Source organism: Streptomyces sirii, assembly GCF_045690365.1.
GTDB classification, from domain to species: domain Bacteria; phylum Actinomycetota; class Actinomycetes; order Streptomycetales; family Streptomycetaceae; genus Streptomyces; species Streptomyces sirii.
This window is the reverse complement of record NZ_CP147982.1, coordinates 3,250,968-3,275,293: the sequence shown is the minus strand read 5'-3', so window position 1 is coordinate 3,275,293 and position 24,326 is coordinate 3,250,968. Positions and strand designations below refer to the sequence as shown.

Below are 24,326 nucleotides of genomic sequence, written 5' to 3'. Positions count from 1 at the left end.
CAAGGACGTGCGTGAGGGCGTGGGGCCGGGGGGCATCGAGGCCGTGGGGGCCGAGCCCGCCCGCCGGTGTTACTCGGCCTCCAGCCAGCCCTCGTACTCCGCCGCGAGGCCTTCCAGCCGAGCCGGGTCGTGGACGGCGTCGGGGTCTTCGACCACCACCAGCCACTGGGCGTCCTCGGCGTCGTCCTCACCGGCCAGCGCGTCCCGTACGAGCTGCGGTTCTTCGGTGACGCCGAAGCGTTCGGTCAGGGCCTCGGCCACCTCCTCCGCGGCGTCGCGGTCGGGCAGGACGATGACATGGCGTGCGGGGCGGGCGTTGTCGTTCACCCGGCCATTGTCCGTGAGGAGGACGGTGGCTCCGGTGGCCGGGGCGGCGGTGGGCCGGGGAGCCGCACGGGCGGCGTTGTCAGTGGGGCGTGGGATGCTGGATCGCGATGGCCAGGAAGACAGCTCACGATGACCCCCTCGCTCCCGTCACGATCGCGGTGGGCCAGGAAGACCTGCTGCTGGACCGTGCCGTGCAGCAGGTGGTGGCGGCCGCTCGGGCGGCCGACGCGGACACCGACGTACGCGACCTCACCCCCGATCAGCTGCAGCCCGGCACCCTCGCCGAGCTGACCAGCCCCTCGCTCTTCGCGGAGCGCAAGGTCGTGGTGGTGCGGGCCGCCCAGGATTTGTCCGCGGACACCATCAAGGACGTCAAGGCGTATCTCGGCTCGCCCGCCGAGGAGATCACGCTCGTTCTGCTCCATGCCGGCGGCGCCAAGGGCAAGGGCCTGCTGGACGCCGCTCGTAAGGCCGGGGCGCGCGAGGTGGCCTGCCCCAAGATGACCAAGCCGGCCGACCGGCTGGCGTTCGTACGGAGCGAGTTCCGCACGGCCGGGCGATCGGCGACTCCGGAGGCCTGTCAGTCGCTGGTCGATGCGATCGGCAGCGATCTGCGGGAACTGGCGTCGGCCTGTTCGCAGCTGGCGGCCGATGTCGAGGGCACGATCGACGAGGCCGTCGTCGGGCGGTACTACACGGGCCGGGCCGAGGCCTCGAGCTTCACCGTCGCGGACCGCGCCGTCGAGGGGCGGGCGGCGGAGGCGCTGGAGGCGCTGCGCTGGTCGCTCGCGACCGGCGTCGCCCCCGTCATGATCACCAGCGCGCTCGCCCAGGGCGTCCGGGCCATCGGCAAGCTGGCCTCCGCCCCGCGCGGCGCGCGCCCCGGTGACCTCGCCCGTGACCTGGGCATGCCGCCGTGGAAGATCGACCGGGTGCGGCAGCAGATGCGCGGCTGGTCGGCGGACGGCGTGGCCACGGCGCTGCGGGCGGTGGCGGCGGCCGACGCGGGAGTCAAGGGCGGCGGGGACGACCCGGCGTACGCCCTGGAGAAGGCCATCGTGGCGGTTGCCCGGGCGGCGCGGTCGCGGTGAGGCCCGGTCGTGGTGCGGTCGCCGTGATGCGCAGGGGGCGGTGACGTACGAGGTCTCGTGGCGTACGTACCGGGGGCGTCGCGTGACGTACGGGGGCTGCGGCCTACGCGATCTGTGTTCGCGGCCGTATCCGTACCTGTGCCCGTGTCCGTGCCCGTGCCCGTGAGGCCTACCGTGACCCCGAGTTCTGCAGTCGCTTGAGGGTCTCCGTCGCGCTGGTCTTCAGCATGGTCGCGACCTCGGAGGAGGTGGGCGGCTTGGTGGAGCTGCTGCTCGATGCGTAGCTCGACCACGTCGACTGATAGGTCATCCAGCCGTCCCGGACGCCGAGGATGACATAGGAGCTGTTGCTACTGCTGCCCTCGTCGTTCCGGGTCACCAGATACGCCTCGTCGCCGAGGCCCGCGACGGACTCGACCTTGTAGCCGACCGAGGTGTCCTGCTTCTCGTACGAGCGGTAGCCGTCGGCGAACTCCGGCGTCGGGTCGGTCTTCTTGTGCAGGGTGGCGGTGTTGTAGAGCCAGGTCGAGGAGTAGTCGGAGCTGCCGGCGTTCTCCCGCTGCAGCGAAACGTTGCACCACATGGTGTCCAGCGACTTCTGCTGCGCGCCGCTGTGCTGCGGGTTGGCGTCCTTGGAGGTCGAGCCGGTGCTCTTCTTGGTCTCGTAGTCGGCGTTCTCGAACGGGGTCATCGAGGTGGCCGCGCACAGATCGCCGGTGTAGCCGTAGCCCGCGAGGTCGGGACTGGGCTCGGAGGAGAAGCCGCCGGTGGCGAACAGCAGCGACGCCCATATCGCGGAGGCGGCGACCACACCGCCGACCGCCCAGAGCCAACCGGAGGCGCCGCGGCCGGACCCACCCGAAGCGCCGGGTGCCCCTGTGGGGGCGGCGGGTACGCCGGGTGCCGGATAGCCGTAGCCGACGCCGGGGGGCTGCGCCGGCGGGGCCTGCTGGGTGTAGGGGTTCTGCTGGGGAGGCACCGGGTTCTGCGGCGCCGGCACCTGGCCGTAGGGGTTGGGCTGCGGCTGGGCGTAGGGATTGTTCGGATCCCCCGAGATGGACATGGCCGCAGCGTAGCGGACCCCACTGACAGCTGAACCGAATATACGACCGCATCTACGTCCATCGCCGGGGCGGTCGAAGCGCCCGAGAAAGGGCAGGTGCGAGCGAGGAAGGAGAGGCGCGAAGGGCGCGGGCACGGCGTGCGAAGGGCAGCCGCTGAGGCAAGTGCGAATGAGGCAAGTGCGAAGGGTGCGGGCAAACGAAAGGCCCCGCCCACCCCGGGGAAGGGGAGTGGCGGGGCCTTCGCGTCAAGCGACTGCGGCTTCGTCGGCGGTGGAGGCCGCCGGGTGAGCCGGGTGCGCCGCACCCGCGTGGCGAACGCAGGCCGTGTGCGGCGCGGTGGTGCACCGACCAGGGAGCGGAGAGAGGGGCCGCTGGGTCCCTGTCGGCAGGGATGCTGCAGGCAGTTGATGCTGCGGGTGGAGGAAGATCAGGGCCTCGGACGGGCCGGCGACCTTCTTCCGGGCGAAGGTCAGGCCTTGAGGGCCGCGACCTTCTTCGCCAGCGCCGACTTCTTGTTGGCGGCGGCGTTCTTGTGGATGACACCCTTGCTGACAGCCTTGTCGAGCTTCTTGGCAGCCTCGGCCTGGGCGGTGGTGGCCTTCTGCAGGTCACCGGCCTCGATGGCCTCACGGGTGCGACGGATCGAGGTCTTCAGAGCGGACTTGACAGCCTTGTTGCGCTGACGAGCCTTCTCGTTGGTCTTGATCCGCTTCATCTGGGACTTGATGTTCGCCACGAAAGAGCCTTTTCAGGTTCGTTGGAGTTTCGAGTTGCGCCACGCACGAGAGAGGGCACGAAGCGCAGTGGACCAGGCTACCAGCAGGGCCTATGGCCTCCCAAACCGGGCCCGCGGTGGTCGGGAACCCTTGCAGGGAGCGGCCGAGGCCCCCGGCCGTAGCGACCGAAGCGACCGAAGCCACGCTCCGTAACGGCCCCCGTGGCGGCCGAGGCGCCCGCCCGAGGCGCGGCCCGCCCTTCGCGCGAGGCCGCCGTGGCCCCCTGCGCGCGAGCCCCCGTAATGCCCCCGCGACCGCCCGGTACGACCGCCACCCCGCCCAAACCCGACCGACCCCGCCGCTCATGGGACCATGGGGGAGACGTCATATACCCGAGTCCCGCCTACCCGCGTTCACTGAATGGACCCTGCGTGCCCGCGACCCCTACGAACGTGCCGGAGCCGAGCCGTACCGACCCGGCTCTCATCCGTAACTTCTGCATCATCGCGCACATCGACCACGGCAAGTCGACTCTCGCCGACCGGATGCTCCAGATCACCGGCGTCGTCGACCAGCGGCAGATGCGCGCGCAGTACCTCGACCGCATGGACATCGAGCGCGAGCGCGGCATCACGATCAAGTCCCAGGCGGTCCGACTGCCCTGGGCCCGCAGCGACGAGGAAGGTGGCCCGACCCACATCCTCAACATGATCGACACCCCTGGTCACGTCGACTTCACCTACGAGGTCTCCCGCTCGCTGGCCGCGTGCGAGGCCTGCATCCTCCTGGTGGACGCCGCCCAGGGCATCGAGGCCCAGACCCTCGCCAACCTCTACCTGGCGATGGAGAACGACCTCACGATCATCCCGGTCCTCAACAAGATCGACCTGCCGGCCGCCCAGCCCGAGAAGTTCGCCCTGGAGCTGGCGAACCTCGTGGGCTGCGAGCCGTCCGACGTGCTGCGGGTCTCCGCCAAGACCGGCGTGGGCGTGCCCGAGCTGCTGGACAAGGTCGTCCGCGAGGTCCCGGCCCCGGTCGGCACCAAGGACGCCCCGGCCCGCGCGATGATCTTCGACTCGGTCTACGACTCCTACCGCGGCGTCGTGACGTATGTGAAGGTCGTCGACGGCACGCTCAACAAGCGCGAGCGCATCAAGATGATGTCGACCGGCGCGGCTCACGAGCTGCTGGAGATCGGTACGAACTCCCCGGAGATGACGGCCGCCGACGGCCTCTCCGTCGGCGAGGTCGGCTATCTGATCACCGGCGTGAAGGACGTCCGCCAGTCCAAGGTCGGCGACACCATCACCCAGCTCACCAAGGGCGCCACGGAGCCGCTGGGCGGCTACAAGGACCCCAAGCCCATGGTCTTCTCGGGCCTGTACCCGCTCGACGGCTCGGACTACCCGGAGCTGCGCGAGGCCCTGGACAAGCTCCAGCTCAACGACGCCGCGCTGGTCTACGAGCCGGAGACCTCGGCTGCCCTGGGCTTCGGTTTCCGCGTCGGCTTCCTGGGCCTGCTGCACCTGGAGGTCGTCCGCGAGCGCCTGGAGCGCGAGTTCGGTCTCGACCTGATCGCCACCGCGCCCAACGTGGTCTACCGCGTGGACATGGAGGACGGCGCCGAGCACGAGGTCACCAACCCGAGCGAGTTCCCGACGGGCAAGATCGACAAGGTGCACGAGCCGGTCGTCCGGGCCACGATCCTGGCGCCCAGCGAGTTCATCGGCGCGATCATGGAGCTGTGCCAGACCCGCCGCGGCAACCTGCTCGGCATGGACTACCTCTCCGAGGACCGCGTCGAGATCCGCTACACCCTCCCGCTCGCCGAGGTCGTCTTCGACTTCTTCGACCAGCTCAAGTCCAAGACCCGTGGCTATGCGTCGCTGGACTACGAGCCCACCGGTGAACAGGCCGCCGACCTGGTGAAGGTCGACATCCTGCTGCACGGCGACAAGGTCGACGCGTTCTCCGCGATCTGCCACAAGGACAAGGCGTACGCCTACGGTGTGCGGCTGGTCGCCAAGCTGCGCGAGCTGATCCCGCGGCAGAGCTTCGAGGTGCCGATCCAGGCCGCCATCGGCAGCCGGGTCATCGCCCGTGAGACGGTCCGCGCCATCCGCAAGGACGTCCTCGCCAAGTGCTACGGCGGTGACATCTCCCGTAAGCGGAAGCTGCTGGAGAAGCAGAAGGAAGGCAAGAAGCGGATGAAGATGGTCGGCAGCGTGGAGGTCCCGCAGGAGGCCTTCATCGCGGTGCTGTCCTCGGACGACAGCGGCGAGAAGAAGAAGTAGCAGCCGAAGCAAGCGGCAAGAGCGCGGACAGGGCGTCGGCCCCCGAAGGGGGTCGGCGCCCTGTCCGCGTCTCCTGGGCGCCCTGCCGGCCTCCTCTTCCGCCGGGGCTCCGCCGGGGCTCCGCCCCTACCCCTGGGCAGGCTCCGGGCTGTATGCGGACCTCCGGGGCGCGTGCGGGTGTCTGAACGCAGACCGGGCTTCTGAACGCGTACCGGGGCGTGCGCGCGCGCACCGGGCGACGGGGCGCGCATCGGGATGAATGCGGAGCGCGCCGTTCCGTCGTGCCGTGACCGCTGCCGCCTGCTGTGGTCTCGTGTGCGGTGACCGGCCCGGCCCCCAAATCGGACGACGAGCGTGCTACGTACACCTATCGCACTGGTCACATCGTGAACGAGTCGGTCTCAGGCCCTTACGCGGCGGCGCGACGCGCTCTACTCTGATCACGCTCAAGGTTACTCGCGAGTCACCAGCAACGAAGCGGGCCCCGGAGGACGCCGTGACGGACACCTACACGCTGATCGAAAACCGGCCGCCTTCGGTGGCGAACCTCTTCCTGGATCGGGTTGCGGCCACGCCCGATATCGAGGCCTATCGCTATCCGGTCCCGTCCGCCTCGGGCCAGGGGCCGGACGACTGGAAGGCGGTCAGCTGGGCCGAGGCCGCCGACCGGGTCTACGCCGTGGCCGCCGGGCTGATCGCACTGGGCGTACGGCCCGAGGAGCGGGTGGCGCTGGCCGCCAACACCCGCGTCGAATGGATCCTCGCCGACCTCGGCGTGCTCTGCTCGGGCGCCGCGACCACCACGGTCTACCCGAGCACCAACACCGAGGAGACCGGCTACATCCTCGCCGACTCCGGCAGCCGGGTGCTGATCGCGGAGGACGCCGGCCAGCTCGCCAAGGCGCGGGAGCGGCGCGCGGAGCTGCCCGACCTGGCGCATGTCGTCGTCATCGACGACGCGGGCGCCGAGCCCGCGGCCGACGACCCCGAGGGCTGGGTGCTCAGCCTCGCCGAGCTGGAGAAGCGCGGCGCCGCCTATCTGGAGAAGCACCCGGAGTGCGTCAAGGAGCGGGTCGCCGCGCTGCGCGCCGACCAGCTGGCGACGCTGATCTACACCTCCGGCACCACCGGCCGCCCCAAGGGCGTACGGCTGCCGCACGACTGCTGGTCGTACATGGCCCGCGCGATCCAGTCGACCGGGCTGGTCACCGAGGAGGACGTGCAGTACCTCTGGCTGCCGCTGGCGCATGTCTTCGGCAAGGTGCTGACCGCCGGGCAGATCGCGCTCGGGCATGTGATCGCCGTGGACGGGCGGGTCGACAAGATCATCGAGAATCTGCCGGTGGTGCAGCCGACGTACATGGCGGCCGTACCGCGGATCTTCGAGAAGGTCTACAACGGTGTCGCGGCCAAGGCCCGGGAGGGTGGCGGCGCCAAGTACAAGATCTTCCAGTGGGCCGCCGGGGTGGCCCGCGAGTACGCCAAGACCTCGCAGGACAACCTCCAGCGCACCGGCAACGCCTCGGTGCCCTTCGCGCTCGGCGCCAAGCACAAAATCGCCGACGCCCTGGTCTTCGCCAAGCTGCGCGACGCCTTCGGCGGGCGGCTGCGCGCCGCGGTCTCCGGCTCCGCCGCGCTCTCTCCGGAGATCGGCTACTTCTTCGCCGGCGCCGGCATCCACATCCTGGAGGGCTACGGCCTGACGGAGTCCAGCGCCGCCAGCTTCGTCAACCCCGGCGAGGCCTACCGCACCGGCACGGTCGGCAAGCCGCTGCCCGGCACCGAGGTCCGGATCGCCGAGGACGGCGAGATCCTGCTGCGCGGCCCCGGCATCATGCAGGGCTACCACGGCCTGCCGGACAAGACCACCGAGGTCCTGGAGGAGGACGGCTGGTTCCACACCGGCGACATCGGCGAGTTGTCGGCCGACGGCTATCTGCGGATCACCGACCGCAAGAAGGACCTCATCAAGACCTCGGGCGGCAAGTACATCGCACCGGCCGAGGTGGAGGGCCAGTTCAAGGCGGTCTGCCCGTTCGTCTCCAACGTGCTGGTGCACGGCGCCAACCGGAACTTCTGCACCGCGCTGATCGCCCTCGACGAGCCGACGATCATGGGCTGGGCCAAGGAGCACGGCCTGGCGGGTAAGTCGTACGCCGAGGTCGTCGCCACCGACCAGGTCCGCGAGCTGGTCGACGGCTACGTCGAGCGGGTCAACGAAGGGCTCCAGCGCTGGCAGCAGATCCGCAAGTTCCGGCTGCTGCCGCGCGACCTGGACATCGAGCACGGCGAGGTGACCCCCAGCCTCAAGGTCAAGCGGCCGGTGGTGGAGCGGACGTTCAAGGACCTGCTGGAGGAGATGTACGCGGGGGCGCGGGAGGCGTAGGGGCGGGCTCCGGGGCGGTGTGGGGGAGGCCGCCCCCATGCCGTCTCCCGTGCCGTTTCCCGTGCTGTCCCCTGCCCCTTCCCGTAGGGGACGGGGGGCTGCTGCTGAAGTCGTCCGCACACGTCCCCCCGGGCGCACTTGGCGCGTCGGCCAACTCCCCCGGCGCGTCAGCCGAATTGACCGCTGTGACCACCCACTTCCGTGACTCAGTGCTTATGGGTGCGCTCGTTCTGTCACTCTGTCGTTGGCGCATCCGGCGCTGTAGCGGAGCTGCTCGGGAGTTGCTCAATGCGGACGACCACTTCGTCTCCACGGGACGACGACGTCACGGCGACGCGCACGACGACGGAAGGAGCCGACGCCCAACCCGCGGCCGGACCCGCCGCCCGCTCCCTGCGGGCCGGCCTGCCGGGGGATCCGCAGGCCGCTGCCGCCGCCCGGCAGTTCGTCCGGGCCGCCTTCGTCGACTGGGCCGCCCAGCGGCTGCCCGGCGCGGAGGGGCTCACCGATCGGCTCGCGGACGAAGCGGTGCTGCTGGTCAGCGAGTTGGTGACGAACGCGGTGGTGCACGCGGGCACCACCGTCGAGCTGTGTTGCCGGCTGGCGGCGGCGGGCGAGCGGAACGACGAGGCCGACCCGGCCCCCGTGCCCGGCGTCGTCATCGAGGTCTCCGACCGCCATCCGGCACAGCCGATCCGCGCCCGCGCGCGGCGCAGCGCGTCCGGCAGCCCCGAATGCGAGGGCACCCCGTCCGACGGCCCCCTGGCCGACAGCGCCACCGCCGACGGCGACAGCTCCGAAAGCGGCGGCCACGGACTGCAGTTGATCAGCGCGGTCGCCGAATCCTGGGGCATCACCTACCGCCGGGCGATGAAGACCGTGTGGTTCCGCCTGCCGGTGGACGCGCCGGACGCCGGCGCACGGCCCGAGCCGGAGATCGCCTACGCCGATCAGCTGCTGCAGCGCGAACTGCGGGCCGCCGAACTCCTCGCCCCCGCACCGCGCCGGGCCACCCGCCGCGAGCTGGACGCCGACCGGGTCGAGACCGGCGCCCTGTCGTTCCTCGCCGAGGCCTCCGACCTGCTCTCCGGCCAGCTCGACGCCGATCAGGTCGCCGCGCTCGCCGCCCAGCTGATCGTGCCGCGGCTCGCCGACTGGTGTGCCGTCTGGCTCTACGACGGCGACGGCGGCGCGCCCGGCCGAGGCATCGCGGCGAGCGTCGAGGAGCAGCGGCTCGCCCGCGTCTGGCACAGCAGCGAGAGCCGGATCGATTCGCTGCGTACGGCACTGGAGAAACAGCCGCCGGAAGTGCCCGGCACCGCCGCGCCGGGCCGCGCGCCCACCGCGGTCCCCTGGCCCTGGCCGGACGAACCGGGTGCGGAGCCGGGCGGCGCGGCGCTGGCCTGCCCCCTGGTCGCCGGCGGCCGCCGGTTCGGCACGCTGCTGCTGGGCCGGGGCGGGTTGCCGCGCATCCCCGACGAGGTCGTCGTCCTGATCGAGGACCTGGGGCGGCGGGTGGCGCGTGCGGTGGCCACGGCACGCGCGTACAGCCGCCAGGAGCGCATCAGCCAGGTGCTGCAGCGCCGGCTGCTGCCCCGGGGCCGGGCGGAGGTGCCCGGAGTGGAGTCGGCGGTGGTCTACGAGCCGCGCGAGGGTGCCTGGGCGGGCGGCGACTTCTGGGACCTCTTCGACGCCGGGGACGGCCGCTGGTGCTTCGCGCTCGGCGATGTCTGCGGCAGCGGGCCCGAGGCGGCCGCGGTGACCGGGCTGGCCCGGCCGGTGCTGCGGCTGCTGGCCCGCGACGGGTTCGGTGTGGCGGAGGTGCTCGACCGACTCAACAAGACCATGGCCCGAGAGGCGGCGGACTCGGTCGCGGCGGTGGCGGCGGCGGTGGCGGCGGCCGGCGCAGGAGCGGAGGCGCCGGTGGAGATCCGCGAGGAGGGCGAACAGGCCCGCTTCCTGTCCCTGCTCTACGGCGAGATCGTCCCGTACCCCGGCGGCGCGGGAGGCGCCCGCTGCACCCTTGCCAGCGCCGGCCACCCGCTGCCGCTGGTGCTGGGCGCGGACGGCGCGGTCCGGGTGGTCGCGGCACCGCAGATGCTGCTCGGGGTGGTCGAGGACGCCGCGTACGTCAGCGAATCGTTTGACCTCTGCCCCGGTGAGACGCTGCTGTGCGTCACCGACGGGGTCACCGAGCGCCGCTCCGGGCGCCGGCTCTTCGACGACGAGGACGGCCTGGCCACGGCCCTCGCCGCCGGCACCGGCCTCGGCGCCACCGCCCTGGCCGACCACATCCGCAACACGGTCCACGCCTTCGACCCGACCCCGCCCGACGACGACCTGGCCCTCCTGGTCCTCCAGGCGGCGGGCGGTCCGCCGTAGGGCGGGCGGTCGGTCACTTCTGGGGCGCGTGGGGCGGGCGGCGTTCCGTAGGCGGCGGCGCTTCCCGTAAGGCTGGTGGGAACAGATCCCGTAGGGGATGCGCGGGCCCCCTGCGGGGCCACAACGGGGTGGGCGGGGAGGGTATTCCCGTCAGGCGGGCCGGGCCCACCGGGCGTTTCCGTCAGCCGCTCCCCAGGCACCCCGGGCTCCCCAGGCACCCCGGGCTCCCCAGGCACCCTGGGCTCCCCGGGCACCCCAGGAACCCCAGGAACCCCAGGCATTCTCCAGCCGTTCCGGCGGGAGGACCGTGCTCCGTGCCGCATGACGGACAATGGTTTCCATGCCTTCCGCACTGCCTGATGGTGAGCCGATGCCCGAGCACGGGGCGCTGCCCCGTCATGCCCTGGCGGGGGCGGCCGGGCGGCCCCTCGGCTTCTATCTGCACGTGCCGTACTGCGCGACCCGCTGCGGCTACTGCGACTTCAACACCTACACCGCGAGCGAGCTGCGCGGCTCCGGCGGCGCCCTGGCCTCCCGCGACAACTACGCCGACACCGTCGTGGCGGAGATCCGCCAGGCCCGCAAGGTGCTGGGCGACGACCCGCGCCCGGTCGAGACGGTCTTCGTGGGCGGCGGCACCCCCACCCTCCTGCCCGCCGCCGACCTCGCCCGCATGCTGGCGGCCATCCGCGACGAATTCGGCCTGGCGCCGGACGCCGAGATCACCACCGAGGCCAACCCCGAGTCCGTCGATCCCCGCTACCTGGCCGAGCTGCGCGCGGGCGGCTTCAACCGCGTCTCCTTCGGCATGCAGAGCGCCCGGCAGCACGTACTGAAGATCCTCGACCGTACGCACACCCCCGGCCGCCCCGAGGCCTGCGTCGCCGAGGCCCGTGCGGCCGGCTTCGAGCACGTCAACCTCGATCTGATCTACGGCACCCCCGGTGAGACCGACGACGACTGGCGGGCGTCCCTCGACGCCGCCCTGGGCGCCGGTCCCGACCACATCTCCGCCTACGCCCTGATCGTCGAGGAGGGCACCCAGCTGGCCCGCCGGATCCGCCGCGGCGAGGTCCCGATGACCGACGACGACGTCCACGCCGACCGCTACCTGATGGCCGAGGAGCGGCTCTCCGCCGCCGGTTTCACCTGGTACGAGGTCTCCAACTGGGCCACCACCGAGGCCGCCCGCTGCCGCCACAACGAGCTGTACTGGACCGGTGCCGACTGGTGGGGCGCCGGCCCCGGCGCCCACAGCCACATCGGCGGCGTCCGCTGGTGGAACGTCAAGCATCCGGGCGCCTACGCCCAGGCCCTGGCCGAGGGCCGCTCCCCGGGCGCGGGGCGCGAGGTGCTGGCCGACGAGGACCGCCGCGTCGAACGCATCCTGCTGGAGCTGCGGCTGTCGGACGGCTGCCCGCTCGACATCCTCGCCCCGGCGGGAGCGCGCGCGGCGGCGCGGGCGCTGGCCGACGGGCTGCTGGAGCCGGCGCCGTACGAGGCGGGGCGGGCCGTGCTGACCCTCCGGGGGCGGCTGCTGGCCGACGCCGTCGTGCGGGCCCTGGTGGACTGATCACCCGGCCGGGTGATCCCCACCTCGTCGCCCGGCCCCGCCTGTCCCCGCCGCGTCACCCGTGACCGCCGTCGCCCGGCCCCGCCGCGTCATCCGTCCCCGCCGACCGTGACGAAATCGATCAACTCCTCGACCCGCCCGAGGAGTTGCGGCTCCAGGTCCTTGTAGGACCGCACGCAGGACAGAATCCGCTGCCACGCCGCCCCCGTGTTCTCCGGCCAGCCCAGCGCCCGGCACACCCCCGTCTTCCAGTCCTGGCCGTGCGGGACGGCGGGCCATGCCGCGATCCCCACCGACGACGGCTTCACGGCCTCCCACACGTCGATGTACGGGTGGCCCACGACCAGGGCGTGCTCGCCGGTGACCTCGGCGGCGATGCGGGACTCCTTGGAGCCGGGCACCAGGTGGTCCACCAGCACCCCCAGCCGGGCGTCAGGTCCGGGGGAGAAGCCGCGGACGATCGCCGGGAGGTCGTCGATGCCCTCCAGGTACTCCACGACGACGCCCTCGATGCGCAGATCGTCGCCCCAGACCCGCTCGACCAGCTCGGCGTCGTGCCGGCCCTCCACATAGATGCGCCCGGCGCGTGCGACCCGGGCGCGGGCGCCGGGGACGGCGAGTGATCCCGAGGCCGTACGGGCGGGGCCGTCGGGCGATGGGCGGTGCTGCGGGCGCACGAGGGTGACGACCTTGCCCTCCAGGAGGAAGCCGCGCGGGGTCATGGGGAAGACGCGGTGCTTGCCGAAGCGGTCCTCCAGGGTGACCGTGGGCCCCTCGGCGGTCTTCTCGCAGCGGATCACGGCGCCGCAGAAGCCCGTGGTGACCTCCTCGACGACCAGATCGGGGTCGGCCGGCACCTCGGGCGCGGGGCGCCGCGTCTTCCAGGGCGGGGTCAGGTCGGGGCTGTAGCGCTTGCTCTGCATGGGCCTGTTCTATACGAGATCACGGCGACGGGACCCGAAGACGGCGGGCCCCAAGGCAGCGGGCCCCGATCGCGGCGGAGACCGGCCCTCAGGAGGGCGGGACGCCGAAGAGGGCCGTCAGGGCGTCGCGCTGGGCGCGGACGAAGGCGGCGTCGACCACGGCGCCATGGCCGGGGACGTACCGCGCGTCCTCGCCTCCGAGGGCCAGCAGGCGGTCCAGGGCCGCGGGCCACTGCTGGGGCAGCGCGTCCGGGCCGGCCTGCGGTTCGCCGGACTCCTCGACCAGGTCGCCGCAGAAGACGATCTCGGGTGCACCGTGCCGGCCGGGCACCAGGACCGCCAGGTCGTGGGCGGTGTGGCCGGGACCCACGTTGGCCAGCAGCACCTGCCGGTCGCCGAGATCGACGGTCAGCTGGCCGTGCACGTGGTGGTGCGGGGCGACCAGCAGATCGGCGGCCTCCGCCGCGGCGTCCCGCTCGACGCCGTGGCGCATCGCGTCGTGCCGCAGCTCGTCCTTGCCGCGCCGGAGCAGCTCGCCCAGGCCGGCCGCGCCGAACACCTCGACGCCCGCGAACGCGGCGGTGCCCAGCACATGATCGAAATGCGGGTGGGTGAGCGCGACATGCGTCACTTCCCGGCCCAGTACGCCGCGGATCGCCCGACGCAGGTCCGCGCCGTCCCGGATGCTCGCACCGGTGTCCACGATCATGACGCCGGCCGACCCGGTGATCACGCCGATCGTCTCGTCCCAGCCCGGCATCCGGCGCCTGGCGACACCGTCACCGAGCTGTTCCCACCCGGCCTCTTCCCAAGCAGTGCCCATACCGAGACGCTAGCTCCATCGCGATAGCGTTGCCCGGCGGATCGGCCGAAGACGGTCATCCGGCGGACGCCGCGGGAGGTCACCCTTGCCGTGGCCGTGCTACCCGGCCGTACACTGGCTCCGGGTCTGGCACTCGGCCCGTGTGAGTGCCAGGAGTAACGAAACGGCGGACGGCCGGACTGGAGGTGCGCGGGAATGCTCAGCGAACGCAGGCTCGAAGTGCTGCGCGCCATCGTCCAGGACTATGTCGGGACGGAGGAGCCGGTCGGCTCCAAGGCGCTCACCGAGCGGCATCAGCTGGGGGTCTCCCCGGCCACCGTCCGCAACGACATGGCAGCCCTGGAGGACGAGGGCTTCATCGCCCAGCCGCACACGAGCGCGGGGCGGATCCCGACCGACAAGGGCTACCGCCTCTTCGTCGACAAGCTGGCCGGCGTCAAGCCGCTGTCCAGCCCGGAGCGGCGGGCGATCCAGAACTTCCTGGACGGCGCCGTCGACCTCGACGACGTGGTGGGCCGCACGGTGCGGCTGCTGGCGCAGCTGACCCGGCAGGTCGCGGTGGTGCAGTACCCGTCCCTGACGCGGTCCACGGTCCGGCACGTCGAGCTGCTGGCGCTGGCCCCGGCCCGGTTGATGCTCGTACTGATCACCGACACCGGACGGGTCGAGCAGCGGCTGATCGACTGCCAGACGCCGTTCGCCGAGACCTCGCTGGCGGACCTGCGGGCGCGGCTCAACAGCCGGGTCGTGGGGCGCCGGTTCGCGGATGTGCCGCCGTTGGTGCAGGATCTTCCGGAGTCCTTCGAACAGGACGACCGCAGCACGGTCTCGACAGTGCTGTCGGTGTTGCTGGAGACTTTGGTGGAGGAGACCGAAGAGCGGCTGATGATCGGCGGCACCGCCAATCTCACGCGCTTCGGTCACGATTTCCCCCTGACCATCCGTCCGGTGCTGGAGGCCCTTGAGGAGCATGTGGTGCTGCTCAAGTTGCTCGGCGAGGCCAAGGACTCGGGCATGACCGTACGTATCGGGCATGAGAATGCCCACGAAGGCCTGACGTCCACATCGGTCGTCGCGGTCGGTTACGGTTCGGGCGACGAGGCAGTCGCCAAACTCGGCGTGGTCGGACCGACCCGCATGGACTACCCCGGAACGATGGGAGCGGTACGCGCAGTGGCACGTTACGTCGGACAGATCCTGGCGGAGTCGTAAGTGGCCACGGATTACTACGCGGTCCTGGGCGTACGGCGCGATGCCTCGCAGGACGAGATCAAGAAGGCCTTCCGGAGGCTGGCGCGCGAGCTGCACCCGGACGTGAACCCGGATCCCAAGACCCAGGAGCGGTTCAAGGAGATCAACGCCGCTTACGAGGTCCTGTCGGATCCGCAGAAGAAGCAGGTCTACGACCTCGGCGGAGACCCGCTGTCGCAGTCTGGCGGTGGCGGCGCGGGCGGCTTCGGCGCGGGCTTCGGCAACTTCTCCGACATCATGGACGCCTTCTTCGGCACGGCCTCGCAGCGCGGACCGCGCTCGCGCACCCGCCGCGGCCAGGACGCCATGATCCGGCTCGACATCGAGCTGAACGAGGCCGCCTTCGGCACGACCAAGGACATCCAGGTCGACACCGCCGTGGTCTGCACGACGTGCACCGGTGAGGGCGCGGCGCCGGGGACCTCGGCGCAGACCTGTGACATGTGCCGCGGCCGCGGTGAGGTCTCGCAGGTCACCCGGTCCTTCCTCGGCCAGGTCATGACGTCGCGGCCGTGCCCGCAGTGCCAGGGCTTCGGCACGGTCGTGCCGACGCCGTGCCCCGAGTGCGCGGGCGACGGGCGGATCCGTTCCCGTCGCACGCTGACGGTCAAGATCCCGGCCGGTGTCGACAACGGCACCCGGATCCAGCTCGCGGGCGAGGGCGAGGTCGGCCCCGGCGGCGGCCCCGCCGGCGACCTCTACGTCGAGATCCACGAGCTGCCGCACCAGGTCTTCCAGCGGCGCGGGGACGATCTGCACTGCACGGTCACCATCCCGATGACGGCGGCGTCGCTGGGCACGAAGTGCCCGCTGGAGACGCTGGACGGGATGGAGGAGATCGATGTGCGGCCCGGCACCCAGTCCGGGCAGTCGATTCCGCTGCACCAGCGCGGGGTGACGCATCTGCGGGGCAACGGCCGCGGCGATCTCATCGTCCATGTCGAGGTGCAGACCCCGACCAAGCTCGATCCCGAGCAGGAGGAGCTGCTGCGGCGGCTCGCCAAGCTGCGCGGCGAGGAGCGCCCCACGGGCCAGTTTCAGCCGGGGCAGCAGGGGTTGTTCTCCCGACTGAAGGACGCGTTCAACGGGCGGTAGGCCACGGCGGTTCCGGGGTCCGGGGCTACGGGAGTGAGTGGCTCCGGACCATGGCCGATCCGGCGCGCCCCAGGCGTGTACCCGCGCCGAGCCCCTGGTGCGGGGGCTCGGCGTTTCCCGTGACACGATGTGCTCATGTCCACCGCACTGACCGATCTCTGCCGCTATCCGATCGTGCAGGCGCCGATGGCGGGAGGCGGCTCCGGTCCCGAGCTGGCCGCCGCCGTCTGCGGCGCCGGCGGTCTCGGCTTCCTCGCCGCCGGTTACAAGACCGCCGACGGCATGTACCAGGAGATCAAACAGCTGCGGTCGCTGACCGACCGGCCCTTCGGCGTCAATCTCTTCATGCCGCAGCCCTCGCTGGCCGACACCGCCGCCGTCGAGGTCTACCGCGAGCAGCTCGCGGGCGAGGCCGCCTGGTACGAGACCGAGCTCGGCGAGACCGACGGGCCCAGCGACGACGGCTACGAGGCCAAGCTCGCGATACTGCGGGAGGACCCGGTGCCGCTGGTGTCCTTCACCTTCGGCTGCCCCTCGCGCGCCGTCCTCGACGCCTTCGCCAAGGTCGGTACGTACACCGTCGTGACGGCCACCACGGCGGCCGAGGCGCAGGCCGCGCAGTGGTCGGGCGCGGACGCGGTGTGTGTGCAGGGCGTGGAGGCCGGCGGCCATCAGGGCACCCACCGGGACGATCCGCACGCGGACGGGACCGGTGCGGGGCTGGGGCTGCTGGCGCTGCTCGGCCAGGTCCGCGAGGCCGTGCAGATCCCGGTGATCGCCGCGGGCGGGCTGATGCGCGGGGCGCAGATCGCCGCCGTACTGGCCGCAGGGGCGACGATGGCGCAGCTGGGGACGGCCTTCCTCGCCACCCCCGAGTCCGGCGCCAACCCGCTGCACAAGCAGGCGCTGACCAACCCCCTGTTCACGCATACGGAGTTGACCCGGGCGTTCTCCGGGCGCCCGGCCCGCGGACTGGTGAACCGCTTCCTGCGCGAACACGGCCCGTACGCCCCGGCCGCCTACCCCGCCGTCCACTACCTCACCTCCACCGTCCGCAAGGCCGCGGCCAAGGCGGGCGACGCGCAGGCCATGAACCTGTGGGCGGGGCAGGGGCACCGGCTGGCCAGGGAACTGCCCGCGGCGCAGCTCGTCGAGGTCCTGGCGGCCGAAACCGACGCGGCACGGGCCGCTCTGGCCCGCCCCGGCAACAGCGGCGCGTCATGACCGCGCCGGTCTTCCTCGTCGACTCGCTCGCGCAGGCACGGGCCGGCGGCACGCTGACCCTGGACGGCCCCGAGGGCCGGCACGCGGTGTCGGTACGGCGGCTGCGGGCCGGCGAGGAGGTCGTACTGACGGACGGTCATGGGACCGGCGCCTACGGCACGGTCGCCTCGGTCGAGGGCAAGGACACGCTCGTCGTCGCCGTCGCGGAGCTGCGCACCGACGATCCGCCGGACCCGGTCATCACCGTCGTCCAGGCGCTCCCCAAGGGCGACCGCGGCGAGCTGGCCGTCGAGACGATGACCGAGACCGGTGTGGACGCCATCGTGCCCTGGCCGGCGGCGCGTTGCGTCACCCAGTGGAAGGGCGAGCGGGCCGCCAAGTCGCTGGGCAAATGGCGCGCCACGGCCCGTGAGGCGGGCAAACAGTCCCGGCGGCTGACCTTCCCGGAGGTCGCCGACCCGCTGACGACGAAGCAGGTCGCCGCCCTGCTGGCCGACGCCGACTTCGCGGCCGTCCTCCACGAGGAGGGCAGCACTCCGCTGGCCACCGCCGAACTCCCCGCCACCGGCCGTATCGTGCTCGTCGTCGGCCCCGAGGGGGGCGTCTCCCCGGAGGAGCTCGCCGTCTTCGCCGAGGCCGGTGCCAAGCCGTACCGCCTGGGTACGACCGTCCTGCGCACCTCCACCGCGGGCACGGCGGCCACGGCCCTGCTGCTGGGCCGCACGGGCCGCTGGAGCTAGGGAACCCCCGGGGTCGCTGCCGAAGGAACCGTCGCACGGCGCACCGACAACGCGGCGGTGCGCCGACCGGCCCCAAAAGCCCGTCGACGCACCGCCGTTCGGTCAACGGCCGGCCGGCCGGTACGGGCCGGCCTCCGCGTCAGCCCAGCAGTTCGGCGTTCAGCGTGATGTTCTTGACGCCCGCCAGCGCCTGGCTCACCGGGCAGTTCTTCTTGGCCGCCTCGGCCGCCGCCTGGAAGTCCGCCTCGGACAGGCCGGGGACGCTGGCCTTGACGGTCAGGACGATGCCGGTGATGCCCTCACCGGGCTGGAAGGTGACATCGGCCTTGGTGTCCAGGGACGCCACGGTGTAGCCCTGGCCCGCCAGGCCGTGCGAGAAGGCCATCGAGTAGCAGGAGGAGTGGGCCGCGGCGATCAGCTCCTCGGGGCTGGTCACGCCGTTCGGCTGCTCCGCGCGGGCGGGCCAGTTCACGTCGTACGTACCGATGTTGGAGGACGCCAGGGCGACGGTGCCCTTCCCCTCCAGGAGGTTGCCTTCCCAGTGGGTCTGGGCGGTGCGCGTGGTTGCCATGGTGCATAACTCCCGGTTGTGGGCGAAAGTGATCACCGCTCAGCTTAGTGATCCCCGGGGGTCGCGTGGCGCCAACGGGTGGGGCGCGCCCGTTCCGCCGCCCCGCCGGCCGCCCGGTAGCATCCCAAGCCGTGCGTACCGTGCGCATGACGGATGACCCGGGAGGAGCCACCGGTGGCGGGAGAACCGCAGGCCGACTGCCTGTTCTGCAAGATCGTGGCGGGGGAGGTGCCGGCGACCATCGTCCGGGAGACCGAGACCACCGTCGCGTTCCGCGACATCAACCCCCAGGCTCCGACGCACGTCCTGGTGATCCCCAAGGTGCACTACCCGGACGCCGCCGCCCTGGCCGCCGCCGAACCGCAGGTGATCGCCGACATACTGCGCGAGTCCCGCGAGGTCGCCGCCGAGGACAAGGTCGAGGACCGGGGCTACCGGGTCGTCTTCAACACCGGCGCCGGCGCCGGCCAGACCGTCTTCCACGCACATCTGCACGTCCTGGGAGGCCGCGGCCTCCAGTGGCCCCCCGGATAGCCGACCGTGTCCGTACGCGAACTGGTCGTCCTCGGTACCGCGAGTCAGGTCCCCACGCGGCACCGCAACCACAACGGCTACCTCCTGCGCTGGGACGGCCAGGGGCTGCTCTTCGACCCCGGTGAGGGCACCCAGCGCCAGATGCTGCGCGCCGGGGTCGCCGCCCACGACCTCAACCGGATCTGCGTCACCCACTTCCACGGCGACCACTCGCTCGGCCTGGCCGGGGTGATCCAGCGGATCAATCTGGACCGGGTGCCGCACCCGATCACCGCCCACTACCCGGCCAGCGGGGAGCGCTTCTTCGACCGGCTGCGCTATGCCACCGCGTACCGGGAGACGGTCCGGCTGGTCCAGCGGCCGGTCGTCGAGGACGGTGAGCTGGACCGCTCGAAGTCGTATCTGCTGGAGGCGCGCAAGCTCTCGCACCCCGTGGAGTCCTTCGGCTACCGCCTGGTGGAGCCGGACTCCCGCCGGATGCTGCCGGAGCGGCTGGCGGAGCACGGCATCACCGGTCCGGACGTCGGGCGCCTGCAGCGGCTGGGCGAGCTGAACGGCGTCACCGTCGAGCAGGTCAGCGAACTCCGTCCCGGCCAGCGGTTCGCGTTCGTGATGGACACCCGGCTGTGCCCCGGCGTCCATGCGCTCGCGGAGGGCGTGGACATGCTCGTCATCGAGTCGACGTTCCTGGACGAGGACGTCCAACTGGCCGTGGACCACGGTCATCTGACCGCCGGGCAGGCCGCCGAGGTGGCCGCTCGGGCGGGCGTACGGCATCTGGTCCTGACGCACTTCTCGCAGCGGTACGACGACCCCGCGGAGTTCGAGCGACAGGCCCGGGCGGCCGGCTATACGGGCGAACTGACCATCGCCAGGGACCTGATGCGGGTGCCGCTGCCCAAGCGGCGCTGAGCGCCCGGTGGCCGCCCCGTGAGGCGGGCCACCGGGCGCCCCGCCTCACAGCAGGCGGCGCAGCGCCTCAGGGCAGGTAGTACATCGGGTTCGGCAGCTTGAACGTGCGGTCGCCGGCGCCGCCGCTCAGGTCGCTGTACTGGTCCCCGAAGTTGGCGACGATGTTGTAGCCGAGGGACTCGATGTGCTTGCGGGTGCCGGACTTGTACTCGATGGTGGTGCAGCCGGCGCCGCAGGGCAGGTAGGGCGGCGGGTTCTCCTTGTTCTTCAGGTAGACGTGCTTGCGGTCCAGCGTCACGTCGTAGCCGACGTTCTTGAGGTTGCGCACGCTCCAGTCGCGCTGCGACTCCTTGCGGCCGGTGATGAAGAAGACCTCGGCGCCCTTGTCGTGGGCCCACTTCACCAGCCGGTTCATGCCGAAGACCGGGTCCATGTCGGTGGTCTCCAGGTACTTGTCCTGGCTCTCCGGGGTGTAGTGGAAGCCGACCTGGAGCTCGTAGTTGTACGTGAGCAGGGTGGTGTCGTCCATGTCGAGGACGATGGCGGGCTTGGCGTGCCCGTCGCCCTTGGCATGCTTGGCCAGGGCCTTGGTCAGGTAGGCGCGGGCCTTGGCCTCGATGCCGCGGACCTGGCGGGCGTAGTTGCTCTTGGGGGAGGCGTAGTGCTCGCCGTCGGCCGTCACCGTGTCGCCGTAGTACGCCTTGATCTTGTCCTGGACCTGCGTGAGGTTCGGGATCTCCTTGTCGGTGCGCGGCACGGAGTGTTCGGCGGTGGCCTGGCCGATGCCGAAGACCGCGGTGCCGGTGACGAGGGCGGCGACCGTCGCGGCGCCGAGGCGGGCGCGACGGGAGAGGGCGGGGCGGAAGCGATCGGGACGGCGCATGCGCGACTCCTTCAGGGGGGTGAGTGGTCACCGGTAGGTCTAACAGAGCCTTAAATGCCTATCTACGCGCGAAGATTCAATGATTGGTAAAGGCTCGGTCGGGTGGGGGTGCGCCCAACGGGGCGCGCGGCCGGGGGTATTGACGGCCGGGATGCCGAATCCCTAGCCTCCGACTTCATCCATGGATGCCATTTATGTATGAGAACGGCGCGGACGTTGGTCGCGACGTCCCGGCCCGTAGGAGCCCCGGATGACCGACGCCGACGACGCCCTCGCCATCGCCGAGGTCCGCCTCACCCCGATCCTGGTGGCCGATCCGCCGCTGCTGAACACCCAGGGCGTGCACCAGCCCTACACTCCCCGGCTGATCATCGAGCTGACCACGGAAGGCGGCGCGACCGGCCTCGGTGAGACCTACGGCGACACCAAGTACCTCGATCTGGCACAGCCGTTGGCGACCGCGCTGATCGGACGATCGGTCACGGACCTGAACGGCCTGCCGGCACTCGCCGCCGAGGTGTGCGGGGACTCTTCCCCAAGCTCTCAACTGCGTTCGAGCAGGGGAGACCCCAACGCCGCGACCGGCGCCGACGCGGTCGACGCCGGCGGGCTGCGCGGCGTCCAGACCGCCGGCAAGCTGCGGCTCTCGGTCCTCTCCGGCTTCGAGGTCGCCTGCCTCGACGCCTGGGGCAGGGCCGCCGGCCTGCCCGTCCACGCCCTGCTCGGGGGCAAGGTCCGCGATCGCGTCGAGTACGGCGCCTACCTCTTCTACCGGTGGGCACAGCACCCGGGCGGCCGCGGGGAGCGCGACGACTGGGGCGCGGCGCTCGACCCGGTCGGCGTCGTCGCGCAGGCCCGACGGTTCGCCGACACCTACGGCTTCACGTCCTTCAAGCTCAAGGGCGGGGTCTTCCCGCCCGCCCGGGAGGTGGCGGCGATCCGGGCGCTGGCGGCCGCGTTCCCGGGGCGGCCGCTGCGGCTCGACCCCAACGGCGCCTGGAGCGTGGCGACGTCGCTGCGGGTCGCGGACGCACTGCGCGACGTCCTGGAGTACCTGGAGGACCCCGCGAGCGGCACGGACCGTATGGCGCAGGTGGCGGCCGGACTGCGCGGGGCGGGCCCGGACGGGGGCCGGCGGCGGGCGGGACTCCCGCTGGCCACGAACATGTGCGTGACGACCTTCGACGAGATCGCCGAGGCCTTCACCCGCGACGCCGTCCAGATCGTGCTCTGCGACCACCACTACTGGGGCGGGCTGCGCCGCACCCGCGAACTCGCCGCCGTCTGCCGCGCCTTCGGCGTCGGTCTGTCCATGCACTCCAACACCCATCTCGGCATCAGCCTCGCCGCGATGACCCAGGTCGCGGCGACCGTGCCGGACCTCGTCCACGCCTGCGACACCCACTACCCCTGGCAGACCGAGGACGTCCTCACCGAGCGGCTCGCCTTCCGCGACGGCCGGGTGGACGTCGGCGACGCCCCCGGCCTCGGCGTCGCCCTCGACCGCGACCGGCTCGCCGCGCTGCACCGCCGCTGGCTCGCCGACGACGGCGGGCTGCGCGACCGCGACGACGCCGCCGCCATGCGGCGCGCCGACCCCGGCTGGACCGCCCCCGCCGTCCCGCGCTGGTGACCTCGTGGCGCGCGCCCCGGGCCGGAGATCACGGACCCGGCCGTGGTCCTGCGCACGGTAGCCCCGCACGCGTACGGTGAGGCACGGCTCAGTGGCAGTGTGCGCCACAGTGGTCCCGTATGTGATCTTTGAAAGGGGCTGTTCCGATGGCACAGGAAGTGCGCGGCGTGATCGCGCCGGGGAAGAACGAACCGGTCCGGCTGGAGACGATCCTGGTGCCGGATCCGGGGCCCGGCGAGGCCGTGGTGAAGGTCCAGGCGTGCGGGGTGTGCCACACCGATCTGCACTACAAGCAGGGCGGCATCAACGACGAGTTCCCGTTTCTGCTCGGGCACGAGGCCGCCGGTGTGGTGGAGTCGGTCGGCCCGGGGGTCACCGACGTCGCGCCGGGCGACTTCGTCGTCCTCAACTGGCGCGCGGTGTGCGGAGCGTGCCGGGCCTGTCTGCGCGGCCGCCCCCAGTACTGCTTCGACACCCACAACGCCCGGCAGAAGATGACGCTGAAGGACGGGACCGAGCTGAGCCCCGCCCTCGGGATCGGGGCCTTCGCCGACAAGACGCTGGTCGCCGCCGGGCAGTGCACCAAGGTCGACCCGGAGGTCTCGCCCGCGGTGGCCGGCCTGCTGGGCTGCGGGGTGATGGCGGGCATCGGCGCCGCCATCAACACCGGTGGGGTCGGGCGCGGCGACTCGGTCGCGGTCATCGGCTGCGGCGGCGTGGGCGACGCGGCCGTGGTCGGCGCGCGGCTGGCCGGAGCGGCCCGGATCATCGCGGTCGACATCGACGACCGCAAGCTGGCGACCGCGCGCACCATGGGCGCCACACACACCGTCAACTCCCGCACCACCAACCCCGTCGAGGCGATCCGCGAGCTGACCGGTGGCTTCGGCGCGGACGTCGTCATCGAAGCGGTCGGCCGGCCGGAGACCTACCGGCAGGCGTTCTACGCCCGTGACCTGGCCGGGACCGTCGTCCTGGTGGGCGTCCCCACCCCGGAGATGACCCTGGAGCTGCCCCTGCTGGACGTCTTCGGCCGCGGTGGCGCCCTGAAGTCCTCCTGGTACGGCGACTGCCTGCCCTCCCGCGACTTCCCGATGCTGATCGACCTGCACCAGCAGGGCCGGATCGACCTCTCCGCCTTCGTCACCGAGACCATCGGCATCGACGAGGTCGAGCGGGCCTTCGAGCGGATGCACGCCGGCGACGTGCTGCGTTCGGTGGTGACGCTCTGATGGCGGCCCGCGTCGACCACCTGGTCACCTCCGGAACCTTCTCGCTCGACGGCGGCACCTGGGACGTCGACAACAACGTCTGGATCGTCGGCGACGACGACGAGGCGATCGTCATCGACGCCGCCCATGACGCCGAGGCCATCCTGGCGGCGCTCGGCGGCCGGACGCTGCGCGCGATCATCTGCACCCACGCGCACAACGACCACATCGACGCCGCCCCCGCGCTGGCGAACCGCACCGGCGCCCGGATCCATCTGCACCCCGCCGACCTGCCGCTGTGGCAGCAGACCCACCCGGACACCGTGCCGGACACGGAGCTGGCGGACGGCCAGGTCCTGACCATCGCCGGTACGGACCTGCACGTGCTGCACACCCCGGGCCACGCACCCGGCGCGGTCTGCCTCTACGCGCCCGACCTGCGGACGGTCTTCACCGGCGACACCCTCTTCCAGGGCGGTCCCGGTGCCACCGGCCGGTCCTTCTCGGACTTCCCGACGATCGTCGACTCGATCCGCGACCGGCTGCTGACCCTGCCACCGCAGACGGCGGTACGCACCGGGCACGGCGATCCGACGACGATCGGCGCCGAGGCCCCGCACCTGGACGAGTGGATCAAGCGCGGGCACTGAAGCGCCCGCGCCCGGGCTCGCGTCCGGGCCCGGCCCGGAACCC

Annotated in this window: 21 protein-coding genes; 14 read left to right on the top strand and 7 right to left on the bottom strand. The window is 72.0% G+C overall.

All coding sequences use genetic code 11. The annotated features are described in order from the left end of the window. Positions 1–69: 69 nt before the first annotated feature. Positions 70–327 carry a hypothetical protein gene (locus WAB15_RS14805; protein WP_399147749.1) on the bottom strand — a complete coding sequence of 86 codons (258 nt, stop codon included), beginning with the start codon at positions 325–327 and terminating at the stop codon, positions 70–72. Positions 328–434: 107 nt separating this feature from the next. Here WAB15_RS14805 and holA point away from each other — a divergent pair, with 107 nt between their 5' ends. Then, entirely contained in the window at positions 435–1,418 is a 984-nt protein-coding gene (holA, locus tag WAB15_RS14800) for a DNA polymerase III subunit delta (RefSeq protein ID WP_384426848.1), read from the top strand. 169 nt (positions 1,419–1,587) lie between these two features. Here holA and WAB15_RS14795 read toward each other — a convergent pair whose 3' ends face one another. Continuing rightward, positions 1,588–2,481: a hypothetical protein gene (locus WAB15_RS14795; RefSeq protein ID WP_399147751.1), complete on the bottom strand. Its 894-nt coding sequence runs from the start codon at positions 2,479–2,481 to the stop codon at positions 1,588–1,590. A 470-nt stretch (positions 2,482–2,951) separates the two neighbouring features. After that, entirely contained in the window at positions 2,952–3,218 is a 267-nt protein-coding gene (gene rpsT / locus WAB15_RS14790; protein WP_393486936.1) for a 30S ribosomal protein S20, read from the bottom strand. A gap of 411 nt (positions 3,219–3,629) precedes the next feature. Between rpsT and lepA the strand changes: the two genes are divergently transcribed. The 4 genes from lepA (at position 3,630) to hemW (ending at position 11,833) form a co-directional block, all read left to right on the top strand. Continuing rightward, positions 3,630–5,492 (top strand): translation elongation factor 4, encoded by a 1,863-nt coding sequence (lepA, locus tag WAB15_RS14785; RefSeq protein WP_407286541.1) that lies wholly within the window; start codon positions 3,630–3,632, stop codon positions 5,490–5,492. Between the two features lie 496 nt (positions 5,493–5,988). Then, complete coding sequence (locus tag WAB15_RS14780) at positions 5,989–7,878, top strand: AMP-dependent synthetase/ligase (RefSeq protein ID WP_399147753.1); 1,890 nt, start codon at positions 5,989–5,991, stop codon at positions 7,876–7,878. A 288-nt stretch (positions 7,879–8,166) separates the two neighbouring features. Then, on the top strand, positions 8,167–10,260 hold the full coding sequence (locus WAB15_RS14775) for a SpoIIE family protein phosphatase (protein WP_407286540.1): 2,094 nt from the start codon (positions 8,167–8,169) through the stop codon (positions 10,258–10,260). A 340-nt stretch (positions 10,261–10,600) separates the two neighbouring features. Next, complete coding sequence (gene hemW / locus WAB15_RS14770) at positions 10,601–11,833, top strand: radical SAM family heme chaperone HemW (RefSeq protein WP_407286539.1); 1,233 nt, start codon at positions 10,601–10,603, stop codon at positions 11,831–11,833. An 89-nt stretch (positions 11,834–11,922) separates the two neighbouring features. Here the strand turns inward: hemW and WAB15_RS14765 are convergent, their stop codons facing one another. Continuing rightward, positions 11,923–12,756, bottom strand: a complete 834-nt coding sequence (locus tag WAB15_RS14765) for a DUF3097 domain-containing protein (protein ID WP_407286538.1) — start codon at positions 12,754–12,756, stop codon at positions 11,923–11,925. 88 nt (positions 12,757–12,844) lie between these two features. Further along, positions 12,845–13,579, bottom strand: coding sequence for an MBL fold metallo-hydrolase (locus WAB15_RS14760; protein WP_399147757.1), 735 nt, complete (start codon positions 13,577–13,579; stop codon positions 12,845–12,847). A 195-nt stretch (positions 13,580–13,774) separates the two neighbouring features. Between WAB15_RS14760 and hrcA the strand changes: the two genes are divergently transcribed. From hrcA to WAB15_RS14740, 4 genes are all read left to right on the top strand, one after another. Then, entirely contained in the window at positions 13,775–14,791 is a 1,017-nt protein-coding gene (gene hrcA, locus WAB15_RS14755; protein ID WP_393486946.1) for a heat-inducible transcriptional repressor HrcA, read from the top strand. Next, complete coding sequence (gene dnaJ, locus WAB15_RS14750) at positions 14,792–15,925, top strand: molecular chaperone DnaJ (protein WP_407286537.1); 1,134 nt, start codon at positions 14,792–14,794, stop codon at positions 15,923–15,925. Between the two features lie 135 nt (positions 15,926–16,060). Then, positions 16,061–17,149, top strand: a complete 1,089-nt coding sequence (locus WAB15_RS14745; RefSeq protein ID WP_399147759.1) for a nitronate monooxygenase — start codon at positions 16,061–16,063, stop codon at positions 17,147–17,149. Continuing rightward, the gene (locus tag WAB15_RS14740) at positions 17,146–17,889 is read left to right on the top strand and encodes a 16S rRNA (uracil(1498)-N(3))-methyltransferase (protein ID WP_384489519.1); all 744 of its coding nucleotides are present in this window, start codon (positions 17,146–17,148) and stop codon (positions 17,887–17,889) included. The genes WAB15_RS14745 and WAB15_RS14740 overlap by 4 nt, the downstream gene beginning before the upstream one ends. Positions 17,890–18,028: 139 nt before the next feature. Here WAB15_RS14740 and WAB15_RS14735 read toward each other — a convergent pair whose 3' ends face one another. Further along, positions 18,029–18,460: an OsmC family protein gene (locus tag WAB15_RS14735; RefSeq protein WP_399147760.1), complete on the bottom strand. Its 432-nt coding sequence runs from the start codon at positions 18,458–18,460 to the stop codon at positions 18,029–18,031. 174 nt (positions 18,461–18,634) lie between these two features. Here WAB15_RS14735 and WAB15_RS14730 point away from each other — a divergent pair, with 174 nt between their 5' ends. Together WAB15_RS14730 and WAB15_RS14725 are read left to right on the top strand one after the other, a co-directional pair. Next, complete coding sequence (locus WAB15_RS14730; protein ID WP_363153684.1) at positions 18,635–18,994, top strand: histidine triad nucleotide-binding protein; 360 nt, start codon at positions 18,635–18,637, stop codon at positions 18,992–18,994. Between the two features lie 6 nt (positions 18,995–19,000). Then, positions 19,001–19,906: a ribonuclease Z gene (locus WAB15_RS14725; protein ID WP_399147761.1), complete on the top strand. Its 906-nt coding sequence runs from the start codon at positions 19,001–19,003 to the stop codon at positions 19,904–19,906. Positions 19,907–19,973: 67 nt separating this feature from the next. Here the strand turns inward: WAB15_RS14725 and WAB15_RS14720 are convergent, their stop codons facing one another. Beyond that, positions 19,974–20,789 (bottom strand): HAD family acid phosphatase, encoded by an 816-nt coding sequence (locus tag WAB15_RS14720; RefSeq protein WP_407286536.1) that lies wholly within the window; start codon positions 20,787–20,789, stop codon positions 19,974–19,976. A 250-nt stretch (positions 20,790–21,039) separates the two neighbouring features. On the opposite strand from WAB15_RS14720, the gene WAB15_RS14715 reads away from it, so the two are divergent. From WAB15_RS14715 to WAB15_RS14705, 3 genes are all read left to right on the top strand, one after another. Continuing rightward, entirely contained in the window at positions 21,040–22,422 is a 1,383-nt protein-coding gene (locus WAB15_RS14715) for an enolase C-terminal domain-like protein (protein ID WP_407286535.1), read from the top strand. Between the two features lie 146 nt (positions 22,423–22,568). Further along, positions 22,569–23,654: an S-(hydroxymethyl)mycothiol dehydrogenase gene (locus WAB15_RS14710; RefSeq protein WP_407286534.1), complete on the top strand. Its 1,086-nt coding sequence runs from the start codon at positions 22,569–22,571 to the stop codon at positions 23,652–23,654. Beyond that, complete coding sequence (locus tag WAB15_RS14705; protein WP_399147765.1) at positions 23,654–24,283, top strand: MBL fold metallo-hydrolase; 630 nt, start codon at positions 23,654–23,656, stop codon at positions 24,281–24,283. The genes WAB15_RS14710 and WAB15_RS14705 overlap by 1 nt, the downstream gene beginning before the upstream one ends. Positions 24,284–24,326 lie beyond the last annotated feature (43 nt).